The organism is Thermonema lapsum, assembly GCF_011761635.1.
GTDB classification, from domain to species: Bacteria; Bacteroidota; Bacteroidia; order Cytophagales; family Thermonemataceae; genus Thermonema; species Thermonema lapsum.
In genome coordinates, this window is record NZ_JAASRN010000001.1 from 763187 (window position 1) to 775609 (window position 12423).

Annotated in this window: 10 protein-coding genes; 6 read left to right on the top strand and 4 right to left on the bottom strand. The window is 49.1% G+C overall.

From position 1 onward, the window contains the following. The first annotated feature begins 10 nt into the window (after positions 1–10). Positions 11–937, top strand: a complete 927-nt coding sequence (locus FHS56_RS03310) for a PfkB family carbohydrate kinase (protein WP_166918447.1) — start codon at positions 11–13, stop codon at positions 935–937. An 18-nt stretch (positions 938–955) separates the two neighbouring features. Then, complete coding sequence (gene priA / locus FHS56_RS03315) at positions 956–3460, top strand: replication restart helicase PriA (protein ID WP_166918448.1); 2505 nt, start codon at positions 956–958, stop codon at positions 3458–3460. An 82-nt stretch (positions 3461–3542) separates the two neighbouring features. Here the strand turns inward: priA and FHS56_RS03320 are convergent, their stop codons facing one another. The 4 genes from FHS56_RS03320 to FHS56_RS03335 all read right to left on the bottom strand — a co-directional run bounded on the left by FHS56_RS03320 (position 3543) and on the right by FHS56_RS03335 (position 7682). After that, on the bottom strand, positions 3543–4724 hold the full coding sequence (locus FHS56_RS03320) for a formimidoylglutamase (RefSeq protein ID WP_166918449.1): 1182 nt from the start codon (positions 4722–4724) through the stop codon (positions 3543–3545). Positions 4725–4817: 93 nt separating this feature from the next. Beyond that, entirely contained in the window at positions 4818–6131 is a 1314-nt protein-coding gene (gene nqrF, locus FHS56_RS03325) for an NADH:ubiquinone reductase (Na(+)-transporting) subunit F (RefSeq protein ID WP_166918450.1), read from the bottom strand. Between the two features lie 97 nt (positions 6132–6228). After that, positions 6229–7143 carry a WD40 repeat domain-containing protein gene (locus FHS56_RS03330; protein ID WP_166918451.1) on the bottom strand — a complete coding sequence of 305 codons (915 nt, stop codon included), beginning with the start codon at positions 7141–7143 and terminating at the stop codon, positions 6229–6231. A 17-nt stretch (positions 7144–7160) separates the two neighbouring features. Beyond that, positions 7161–7682 carry a DinB family protein gene (locus FHS56_RS03335; protein ID WP_166918452.1) on the bottom strand — a complete coding sequence of 174 codons (522 nt, stop codon included), beginning with the start codon at positions 7680–7682 and terminating at the stop codon, positions 7161–7163. A gap of 473 nt (positions 7683–8155) precedes the next feature. Between FHS56_RS03335 and purN the strand changes: the two genes are divergently transcribed. The 4 genes from purN (at position 8156) to mreC (ending at position 12421) form a co-directional block, all read left to right on the top strand. Then, positions 8156–8752 (top strand): phosphoribosylglycinamide formyltransferase, encoded by a 597-nt coding sequence (purN, locus tag FHS56_RS03340; RefSeq protein WP_166918453.1) that lies wholly within the window; start codon positions 8156–8158, stop codon positions 8750–8752. Between the two features lie 49 nt (positions 8753–8801). Continuing rightward, on the top strand, positions 8802–10340 hold the full coding sequence (purH, locus tag FHS56_RS03345; protein WP_166918454.1) for a bifunctional phosphoribosylaminoimidazolecarboxamide formyltransferase/IMP cyclohydrolase: 1539 nt from the start codon (positions 8802–8804) through the stop codon (positions 10338–10340). Positions 10341–10494: 154 nt separating this feature from the next. Further along, positions 10495–11523 (top strand): rod shape-determining protein, encoded by a 1029-nt coding sequence (locus FHS56_RS03350; RefSeq protein ID WP_166918455.1) that lies wholly within the window; start codon positions 10495–10497, stop codon positions 11521–11523. 61 nt (positions 11524–11584) lie between these two features. Further along, complete coding sequence (gene mreC / locus FHS56_RS03355) at positions 11585–12421, top strand: rod shape-determining protein MreC (protein ID WP_166918456.1); 837 nt, start codon at positions 11585–11587, stop codon at positions 12419–12421. The last annotated feature ends 2 nt before the right edge of the window (positions 12422–12423 follow it).

Genomic DNA, 12423 nt, shown 5'->3' on the forward strand with positions numbered 1-12423 from the left:
AAGCTATAGTATGTCTTTGTTAGTTGTTGGTTCTGTTGCTTTCGATGCCATAGAAACTCCTTTTGGTAAGACCGATAAAATCATCGGCGGAGCAGCCACGTATATTTCTCTTTCTGCTTCTTTCTTTCACCGTCCTATCAAGCTGGTGTCGGTAGTCGGGGGTGATTTTCCCAAAGAAAAAATAGAAATGTTGCGCCAACGCGGCGTAGAAACCGAAGGGCTGCAAATCAAAGAAAACGAAAAGTCATTCTTTTGGGCAGGACGTTACCATATAGACATGAACTCACGCGATACACTGACTACCGAACTGAACGTACTGGCAGATTTTCACCCCGTTGTTCCCGAAAGCTATCAAGATTGCGACTATGTCATGCTGGGCAACCTGTCGCCGAAGGTGCAGCGCCAAGTCTTAGAGCAGTTGAAAAAGCGCCCCAAGCTTATTGTCATGGACACCATGAATTTCTGGATGGAAACCGCTTGGGATGAGCTGCAAAAAACGCTTAAGATGGTGGACGTGCTCTCTATCAATGATGAGGAAGCCCGTCAAATGACCCAAGCATATTCTCTGGTCAAAGCAGCCAAGAAAATACTTTCTATGGGACCACACACCCTCATCATCAAAAAAGGGGAGCACGGTGCGCTGCTTTTCCGTGGCAATCAAGTGTTTTTTGCCCCTGCCCTGCCCCTCGAAGAGGTATTTGACCCCACTGGCGCAGGCGACACATTCGCAGGCGGCTTTATAGGCTACTTAGCCGAAAGCAACGACATCTCTTTCGACAACATGAAGCGTGCCGTCATTTACGGCTCCGCTATGGCATCGCTGTGCGTAGAGAAATTTGGCACCGAGCGTCTCGAAACACTCACCCCACAGCAAGTACAAGCGCGTGTGCAGGAGTTTGTGGACTTGGTTCAGTTTGAAATAGAACTGGAAAACTAAAAAAGTGCGGAAGAGGACATGAACAAGCACACTCAGCATCTGTATGCCGATGTTATCATCCCCCTACCTCTTCCGCAACTTTATACTTATCAAGTACCCGAAGAGCATGCAAGAAATGTTCAGGCAGGCTGCCGCGTGGTCGTTTCGTTCGGAAAACAAAAAACGATTACGGCTATCGTGCAGCGGCTACACCATCAGGCGCCCGAGCACTACCGCGCCAAACCCATCCTTGAAGTGCTCGACGACACCCCTACCCTGAATGACCTGCAGCTGTCGCTCTTTGCTTGGATGGCTGACTATTACATGTGTACCCCGGGCGAGGTGATACAGGCAGCCCTGCCCTCTGCACTCAAAATCAACACACAATCATTTATCAGTCTGGTACCGGGCATCGATATCGAAGCACACACACTCAGCGAAGAAGAGCGGCGCATTGTGGCGCTCATTCAAAAGCACGAAGCCCTGCAATATGAAGAACTCAGCCGCAAAGTGCGCAACAGCCGGCTCTATGGCTTGCTCAAGCAACTGCAAGATAGAGGGTTGATAGACATCTTCGAGAAAACCAAAGAGCGCTATACGCCCAAGAGACAGCGCAAAGTGCGTTTGGCTGCACAATGGCTGCACGACAAAAATGCCCTGAATGAACTGCTCTCTTCTTTGGAGAAGCAAGCGCCACAGCAATGGTATGCGCTGCTTAAATACATAGAGGCATCGGGGATTCTGCGCGACTGGACCCGCAACGAAAGCGGAGTAGAAAAAAAAAGCCTGTATGCCACCGATGCACGCATTAAAGAGGCTGCCATCCAAGCCCTCATTAAGAAGGGTATATTCGAAGAGTTCGAAGTCGAAGTATCGCGCTTTGCAGCGGTGGATGCTGACAAGCTGCTTCCACCACCCACCCTAAGCCCAGCACAAGAAAAGGCATTGCAACAAATAGTAAAAGCCTTCTTCGAAGAGAAAAAAGACATTGCTCTTCTACATGGAGTTACAGGCAGTGGCAAAACAGAGATTTACATCCACCTGATTCAGCAAGCGCTCGAGAGCGGTTCACAAGTCCTATACCTGCTTCCAGAGATAGCTTTGACCACTCAGATTGTACAACGCCTGCGCAAAATATTTGGCGACAAGATGGGCGTATATCACTCCCGCTTCTCCGACAACGAGCGTGCGGAGGTATGGCGTGGCGTGCAGTCGGGACGTTTCAGTTTTGTTGTAGGGGTGCGCTCGGCTGTCTTTTTGCCTTTCGACAACCTGTCGCTCATCATCGTGGACGAAGAGCACGAGGCTTCCTATAAGCAGCATGAGCCGGCTCCGCGCTATCATGCCCGCGACGTGGCTATGATGCTGGGCAAGCTACATTATGCCAAAGTGCTTTTGGGCTCGGCAACTCCTGCCTTAGAAACCTACTACCATGCCCAGCAAGGAAGATACGGATACATAGCCCTACAAGAGCGCTATGGCAATGCCCAATTGCCACAAGTGCACATCAGTGACCTGCGAACAGCACAAAAGAAAAACCGCCTGCAATATTCCTTTACACCCGAATTGTATGAAGCCATCCGCAAGCGGCTCGAAGCGCAAGAGCAAGTCATTTTATTTCAGAACCGGCGAGGCTATTCGCCTTACCTGTATTGCGAAGATTGTGGATGGATTCCTAAATGCCGCTTTTGCAATGTGAGCCTTACCTATCACATGCACGAGCGGGCATTGCGCTGCCACTATTGTGGGCATCATCAAGGTGCCAAAGGCACTTGTCAAGCCTGCGGTTCTACGCGTGTCAGGAATGTAGGCATCGGCACCGAGAAAATAGAAGACGAGTTGAAGCTGTTGTTTCCAGAAGCGCGGGTGGCACGCATGGATTTGGACACTACCCGCGGAAAAGAAGCTTATCAAAAGCTCATTGACCGTTTCGAAGCCCACGATATCGATATTTTGGTAGGCACTCAGATGCTTACCAAAGGGCTTGACTTCGAAAAGGTAACGCTGGTGGGTGTCATAGATGCCGACCAGCTGCTTTATTTCCCCGACTTCCGCGCCCACGAGCGGGCTTATCAGCTGCTCACCCAAGTAAGCGGACGCGCCGGCAGAAAAGACAGCAAAGGCGAAGTCATCATCCAAAGCAGGCACCCAGAGCACCCCGTTTTGCTGGATGTACAGCAGCAAACCTATGAGCAGTTGGTAACACGAGAACTGCAAGAAAGGCAGAAATACAACTACCCGCCTTTCGTACGCCTCATTGGGCTACAAGTAAAACACAGCAAAGAAGAAGTTGCCCATGCCGCTGCCCATGACTTAGTAGAGCAGCTGCAGAAGCAGTTGGGCAAAGCACGCATCTTGGGTCCCGACATTCCCCTGGTTGACAGGGTAAAGAACTACTATTTGCGTAATATACTGGTAAAAATAGAGCGACAAGGCATACACTTGGGTAGCGTTAAAAAATACATAGCCCACTGTATTCAACAGTTGACCTTACAAAAAGACTACCGCCGTTTGTTGGTAGTGGTCGATGTAGACCCTGCTTAGCCCTCTTTTAAGAGTTGAAGTGCTTGCTGTCCAGCGCTTATCACACAAAAGGCTGCCTCTGCCCCACTGGTCCAATCAAACATCAAAGTAGTTTAGCTGAAGCCTGAATCCACCGCTCGGGCACTTCACCCTCCAAAGCATGCTGATAGTCTTTGTAGGAACAAGGCAAATAATGAGGCTCAGTGAACACATCGCTTCGGCTATAAGGCACTTCTACCCACCACATTTCGGTGGTTTGTTGTTTGTAGAAATGCAATTCATAGACTTGCTTTCCTTTGCCTATAGGCACCCGATAGTGAATAAAATCTTCGCTTTGAAAGTTGACTGGTCGGCGGCGGTAAAAGCCATCTACAAAGTACCAAACCATGGTTGCTAGTAGAAAAGCCGTTTGTCCGGAAGGGTCTTTCTGCGGATTGAACTCATAGAAGCCTACCGAACGAACATTGGGACTTAAACCAGCAAACCACGCCAGATGGCAGGCTTCTTCACCACTAAAGCCAAACAGATGCCCGGCGCCATGCCCGGGTGCAGCCAATGAACTCATCGCTTTTAAATCGAAAGCAACCAGCTGCGCCCCACGGATGAGTGGTTCTACCTCCAGCCAGTCGTTGCGCATTTGTCCGAGGCTCAAAACCGAAAAATTCAACTTTTCAAGCACTTCCAAAGTCTTGGCATCGTTGAGGTAAGCCTGATGCCCCAATTGTACAAAATCAAAAATATAGTTGGGTTGGTGCATCAACACCTTGTACAGGTGCTGCTTGCATGGGGGGGCTTTCTCTTCGCCCAAATCCACTACTGCATCTATATTGGCTAAAGTAATCATCTGCTCGAGCCTTTCAAACGCCCGAAACTGCCCATATAGCAGGTCGTGCGTGCCTCCGACAATCAGGGGCAGGGTCTTCATGCGCAGCAACTGCTCGCAAACCATATGTAGGCGGGTATAGGTGTCTTCGAGGGTATCGCCCATAATAAGATTGCCCAAATCGACGATTTGATAATGGTTGTGGTGTGTTTTGAGACGGTAGAAGTGTTTGCGCCATACGTCGGCTGCCTGTTGTATTGCCTCGCTGCCCGCACATCCGCCCCTATATTCTCCCAGTCCTATGATGGCTATGTCGCATGATTCCACTTCCCGGTGGGCAAGCGGATGCCGTCCATGTATTTTCAGACTATGAAAGAAATCACCAGCTTCATAATGGTGCTGCAAAAGCGACTCTTCCACAGGCTTGCACCACAGCGCGGGTTCAAAGTTTAAATGCTGCATAGTGCTTCTTTTTTCTTCCCTTGAATATATAAAAAAAGCCCCCTTGTGCTCAAGACACAAGGGGGTAAAACAAGAGGTAAGAGGGTGTACTTATTAGCTTCCGAAGTCGTCGTAACGTACGTTCTCTTCGGGCACGCCCAAGTCGCGCAACATATTGGTTACGGCTGCCAGCATAGGCGGAGGACCGCAGAGGTAGTACTCCACTTCATCTGGCTCGGGGTGATTTTTCAGATATTGTTCATACAGCACTTGGTGAATGAACCCTACAAAGCCTTCGCCTTCGGGGTCGTCTATGTTTTTCTTCACCTTCCAGTTGTCTTCAGGCAGCGGCTCGGAAAGCGCTACAAAGAAGCGGAAGTTGGGAAACTCTTTTTCTATCTTACGGAAATGGTCGATATAGAAGAGCTCGCGACGCGAGCGTCCGCCATACCAGTAAGACACTTTGCGTTTGGTGCGCTCGGTTTGGAACAAGTGGAAGATATGCGAGCGCAAGGGAGCCATGCCGGCACCACCACCGATGTAAATCATTTCGCGGTCGGTGGGGTTAATGAAGAACTCACCATAAGGACCAGATACGGTCACTTTGTCGCCGGGTTTGCGAGAGAATATGTAAGAAGAACATACACCAGGGTTCACATCCATGAAAGCACCTTTCTTTCTATCCCACGGCGGCGTGGCAATACGCACGTTCAGCATGATGATGTTTCCTTCCGCCGGATGGTTTGCCATAGAGTAAGCGCGGAACTGCGGCTCTTTGTTTACCATCTTGAGCGCCCACATGTTGTACTTGTCCCATTCAGGGCGGAACTTGTCCGGTCCGGCAGGGTCATCTGGGTGCGGGCGTATGTCGATGTCTTTGAAATCTACCACAATGGGCGGAACATCTATCTGCACGTATCCACCGGGCTTGAAATCGAGGGTTTCACCTTCGGGCAGCTTCACTACAAACTCCTTAATAAAAGTAGCCACGTTGTAGTTCGAGACTACCTCGCACTCCCATTTCTTGATTCCGAAGATTTCTTCGGGAATGTGTATTTCCAAATCTTGACGCACCTTTACCTGACAAGCCAAACGGTAGTGTTCTTCCCGCTGCTTGCGGTTGATATGCGGCTCTTCGGTAGGCAACAGGTCGCCGCCACCGCTCAAGACTTGGCACTTACACATGGCACAGGTGCCACCACCACCACAGGCAGAAGGCAAAAAGATTTTCTTCTCGGAGGTAGCCAAGGCGCTCAAGAGCGACTGCCCGGGCGACACTTCCAAGGGATGCTCTTTGTCCCCATTGATGATGATTTTTACTTTTCCTTGCGGCACCAGCTTAGACTGGGCAAACAGCAGCAAAAACACCAATAGCAAAATGACTACGGTAAATGCTGCAATGGAAGCGACAATAACAGCTATGGACATTATTGTTCTTTTTTAGAATGGTTGCAATGCTGCGCAAATATATCAATAAATCGAATAGCTAATCAAGTGTGGAGGATTTTTGTTTAAAAAACCTTCCTCATCTATGCGCCTCTATTTTCCATACTTTTATGGTTCTGTCGTCACCGGCAGAAAGAATCAAGTTTTTGTATTTCATCCAACAAAGAGCATTCACAGACGAACGATGCCCGGCATAGCGCTGATGGTCAATAACTTTCAATAGGCGGAAAGAATTGCCATCCCACCACTTGATGGTCTTGTCCATGCTGCCAGTTAAGAAGTCCCCCCCTTGATGATGAAAAGACAAGGTATTGAGGGTGTAATAATGTGCCGGGATTTCTTGTTTTAGCGTAAAGTCTGCGGATACATCCCATATTTTCAGACGGGCATCGCGCCCACCGCTAAGCAGATAAGTGCCCGCAGGGTGAAAGCGCACGGTAAAGATAGAAGAAGCATGTGCCTCAAGGCGCTGTTTCAGTTGCAGAGTGTTTTTGTCGAGCAAAAACAATACGCCTTCGCTGCCCCCCACCGCTATAAGCGACTGCTGGGAATGCACGGCGATGCTGCGCAAACGTTCGCTTGAAAGTTTTATTTTCTCCACACAACGAAAGGTGCTGCTCTCGATGACAAATAGCACGCCTTCTTCGCCAGCTACCAGCCAATAACGTTCATCAAGGGCTTGTATGTCGAAAAATCGCTTTTTGCTTAAAGCCAACGAAGCAACTTCTTTTTTTTGTTGCAGGTCTATCAAATGTAAGCCCTCATGATTTTCTGCCACGAGCAAATGGCGGTTTTGTGGATGGAAGTACATGGCAAACACCGGGTTTTGCACGCGAGCAAGCATAAGTCCCTGCTCGTTGTCATGCACGTTCCAATGCGCAATGATACCATCGCCACCAGCAGAAAAAAAACCACCTTCATCGCCTTCTGCAAGTGCGTATATACTGCTTTTGTGTCCTTCGAAAGTATTTAACAGACGAATATCTAACTGCATACTGTTTTCCCGGCAATTTACGAATATTGTCGATACTTGAGCGTGGAAGGAGCCAAGCCAAAGCTTTCGGACAAGCACATCTGCGGATGGTAATGCAAAACAGCCGTGCGTATCAAAGCGGCATGGTGGATGACATGCTCTAAGTTATACACAAGTTCACGGAAAAGCGTAGTGGGCACACTCACTTTGGCGGTATCCGGCATTATCAAGGCTTTCAACTGCAGAGACACGTCTTGCCCAAAAGTAAGCAGTTGATTTTGCAAACGGGCGATGGCTGCCAAGGCAGCTTGGCGGTCCTGCTCTATGTGTTTTTGCCTTTCGCGAAGGTCGTAATCTATGATGCCCTGTGGTAGTTGCTTTGCAAGACACTCAAAAAACTCAATCACATGGCGTACATGCATGCCTATGCTGTTGCCTTCCAAAAGAGGCAACGGACGCTCATAAAAGCCAGCAGGCAGCTGCGCCACTACTACCGCCATTTCTTCCAGAGTAGCTGCTATAAGCCGGGGCAGACACTCGGAAGAGGGTGATTCTGTCATAAGCTAAAAAATTTTGAGTTTTACTCTATGGCTTTCGAAACATTTACACAAAAAAACAATTTTACATGTATCTCTTAATATCTAACTTTTTTCGCCCACAACAAAATGCAGGCGGTTGCTTTCCCAATAGCCGATAATTAGCGCTTTTGGCAAGCTTAAAATCGTAAGACGCTCTATAGCAAGGTAATCGGCAGCACTAAGACGCTTGTCTCTTGCCTTATCGTCGGCATTGATGGTAGTTAGCTACTCTTGTTTCTGTTTTGCCCTTCAAATGTTTGGGGTCAAAAGCATGGAGCAACCCCCACTGAAGCGCTTCCAATGCGCAGGCTTGTCAAGAGCATTGTCAATGTTTTACCATTTTCGTTTTTTCTGTCAATATCATGCAAAATATATTTGTCAAAGGTCATAGGGCTGACATTTTTTTGATACCTTTGCAAAACCAAACCTCACCGACCCCCAAGCCGCATTTTGTCATGACTCACCGGATAGCTGTTTTTGCCTCGGGCAGTGGAAGCAATGCCGAACAATTGATTCGTTATTTCAAGGAGCAAGCCCCCGACGTGGGAGAAGTAGCGCTCATCGTATGCAACAAGCCGGATGCCTACGTGCTGGAACGTGCCAAGAAGTGGAACGTTCCTTTTTTGCTTATTGACCGTGAGCTGCTTTATGAGCGCACCGAAGAGTTAATCGCTATGCTTAAACAGCACGACATAGGTTTTATCGTATTGGCAGGTTTTTTATGGCTCATCCCTCCGAGGCTTATCGAAGCTTACCCGCAGCGCATCGTGAACATACACCCGGCACTCTTGCCACACTACGGTGGCAAAGGCATGTATGGCATGCATGTGCACCGAGCAGTAGTAGCAAACAAAGAAAAGGAATCGGGCATCACCATTCACTATGTGAATGAGCACTATGACGCAGGACAGCATATATTTCAAGCACGTTTGCCAGTAAAAGAAGGCACCACGCCAGAACAGCTGGCAGAGCAAATCCATGCTTTGGAGCACAAGTACTACCCTAAGGTAGTGGAAGAGCTATTGCGCGCGCTGCCCTTCTCCAGTGCTTAGCAGCATAGTTATTTGCATCCTAACCCTCAAAAAAGATAGATTCATCATCATGGAACTCAAAAAGAAAGTTCAAACAGCCCTTATTTCTGTTTACCACAAAGAAGGACTGGAAGAGCTGCTACGCCTGCTGCATCGTCAAGGTGTGCAGCTTTACTCTACGGGCGGCACCTGCCACTACATTGAATCGCTGGGCTTGCCCGTACACAAAATAGAAGACCTCACCGGCTATCCTTCCATTTTAGGGGGGCGCGTCAAAACTTTGCATCCCAAAGTATTTGGCGGCATCTTAGCACGTACCCATCTCGACGACGACCGCCAAGACCTACAAACACACGACATCCCCACCTTCGACATGGTGGTAGTAGACCTTTACCCCTTCGAAGCCACCGTAGCCTCGGGGGCAAGTGAAACCGATATCATCGAAAAAATAGACATCGGAGGCATATCTCTGATTCGGGCAGCTGCCAAAAACTTCCGCGAGGTGGTGATTGTGCCTTCCCGCGCGCAATACGAGGCAGTGTATCGCCTACTACTCGAACAGGACGGACACACCACGCTCATACAACGCAAGCAGCTGGCAACCATTGCTTTCGATATCAGTTCGCATTACGACACAGCCATCTTCAATTATTTCAACAACGACACCCACAGCAGTGAAAGCCTGAAAGTAAGTATCAGCGAAACCCAAGCGCTGCGCTACGGCGAGAATCCTCATCAAAAAGGATTCTTTCATGGCAAGCTCGACGACATGCTGGAGCAACTGCACGGTAAGGAAATCAGTTACAACAACCTGATAGACATAGATGCCGCCATACAGCTGGCTGCCGACTTCGCCCAAGACCTACGCCCCTTCTTTGCCATATTGAAGCACAACAATGCCTGCGGGGCTGCTTATGCCCATACCGTTGCCAATGCTTACGAGCGAGCGTTGGCAGGCGACCCCGTGTCGGCATTCGGTGGCGTGCTCATTTCCACACACCCTATTGACCTTGCCGCTGCTGAAAAAATCAACGAGCTGTTCGTAGAAGTGCTCATTGCGCCTGACTTCGACGAGGACGCCCTCCAACTGCTCAAAAGCAAAAAGAACCGCATCTTGCTGCGCCAGAAACACCAAGTGTTGCCACAATGGCAAATACGTACCGTGCTGAACGGCATCATACGCCAAGAGCGTGATAGTAAAGTAGAAACTGCCCAAGAGCTGAAAACCGTAACCAAGTGGCAACCCACCGAGGCAGAAATCAAAGACCTGCTTTTTGCTAATAAGCTGGTAAAACACACCAAATCGAATGCCATTGTATTGGCAAAAGACGAGCAATTGTTAGCCAGTGGCACAGGACAGACCTCCCGTGTCGATGCTCTCAAGCAAGCCATTGCCAAGGCAAAGCATTTCGGCTTCGACTTACAAGGGGCAGTCATGGCTTCCGACGCCTTCTTCCCTTTCCCCGACTGTGTAGAAATAGCCCACCAAGCCGGTATCCGTGCCGTCATTCAGCCCGGCGGCTCGGTCCGCGACCAAGAATCTATAGACTTTTGCGATGCCCACGAGATGAAAATGGTATTCACCGGATACCGCCACTTCAAACACTAAATCTCATGGCATCCAGCGCCCAAAAAAAGAGTACCCCATGGGGTACTCTTTTTTTTTCTATATTTAACCCTACTCTTTTGGCGCTTTCTCATAAAAGTGCTATCAGGCATAGCTTTTTTTTATATCTTTGACGCCTAAAATCACGCATTCAACTATGGGATTAAAAGACCTGTTTATTGCCGATATTGCCATTGACTTGGGCACCGCCAACACCCTGATTATCTACAAAGACAAAATCGTTGTAGATGAACCCTCTATCATTGCCATTGACCGCCCTACCAATAAGGTACTGGCTGTAGGGCGCACCGCCATGCAAATGCATGAAAAAGCACACAGCAACATCAAGACCATCCGCCCGCTTAAAGACGGCGTGATTGCTGACTTTACGGCTGCCGAGCTGATGATTCGGGGCATGATTAAAATGATAGACACCGGACGGCGTTTGTTTCAACCTTCCTACCGTATGGTGGTGTGTATTCCTTCGGGCGTAACCGAAGTAGAGAAACGTGCCGTGAAAGACTCCTGCGAGCATGCCGGCGCCAAAGAAGTTTATATGATTCATGAACCCATTGCTGCTGCCATTGGTATAGGCATCGACATAGAGCAACCCGAAGGTTCGATGATTGTGGACATTGGTGGGGGCACCACTGAAATTGCAGTCATTGCCCTGTCGGGCATCGTGTGCGAGCAGTCCATACGTACTGCTGGCGACGTATTCACCCGCGATATTCTGGACTACATGCGCCGCCAGCACAACCTGCTCATCGGTGAACGCACCGCCGAGCAAATCAAAATAGAAGTAGGCTCGGCACTGGCAGAACTGGACAACCCACCCGACGACTATGAAGTGCGAGGACGCGATTTGATGACCGGCATTCCCAAAGTAATTAAGGTGAGCTATTCGGAAATAGCCTTCTGCTTGGACAAATCCATCCTCAAAATAGAGGATGCCGTATTAAAGGCGCTGGAAATGTCGCCCCCGGAGTTGTCTTCCGACATTTACAAAAATGGCATTCACTTGACCGGCGGCGGGGCTCTGCTGCGCGGACTCGACAAGCGTCTGCATATGAAAACCAAGCTGCCGATTCACGTAGCAGAGGACCCCTTGCGCGCCGTGGTGCGCGGTACGGGCATTGCTCTCAAAAACCTTGAGCATTACCGCCCTGTGTTGATGACCTCTTAAAAGCAGGCTAAAAAAGACCCAGCTCCCAATAGGCACCTCTTAACCAAGCTCCTGTATTGCTATGCAAGCATTTTTTGCTTTTTTATATCGCATTCGTGCTTTTTTGCTTTTTGTAGTGTTAGAAGTGATAGCTATTGTCTGGATGGGTCAAGGCAATAGCTATCATTCTTATATACTAAGGCAGTGGGGGCGCGAGTTCAGCGGCTTCGTGCAAACACAAGTTGCTGGTGTGTATGCTTTCTTTCATTTGAAGCAAGACCACCGCATGCTGCTGCAAGAAAACAGCCGGCTGCGCAGCGAGTTGTGGCAGGCTTATGCCCATATCAACCAATTAGAAGCACTCCGGCATTTACCACAGGACAGTCTGCTGCGCACACGTTATGAACTGGTAGATGCCAATGTAATTAGTAATCAAACACAATTCACTACCAATTATTTCCTCATCAACAAAGGTAGCCGGGCAGGTGTCGCCCCGGGCATGGGGGTCATCAGTTCCACGGGTGTAGCCGGCAAAGTAGTAAAGTGTAGCCCACATTACGCCGTAGTGCTTTCATTGCTGAGTACCAAATTTGGGGTTTCTGCCTACCTGCCTCGTGTAGGACACGAGAGCTTTGTGCGTTGGGAAGGACGCAATCCGCAATATGCAGTGCTTAAAGATATACCCCAACCTGTAAAGGTCAGCCGGGGCGACAGCGTGTTTACTTCCAACTTTAGCCGCATCTTCCCCAAAAACCTGCTGGTGGGCACAGTAGTAGAGGTAAAAGACATTCCCGGCAGCACCTACCACGACGTGATAGTAAAATTAAGTACCGATTTCCGACAACTGCGTTATGTGTATGTGCTCAAGGAAAAAGACAAAGAAGAGATAGACCGCCTCACCGAAGGCATCAATTTTTAGGC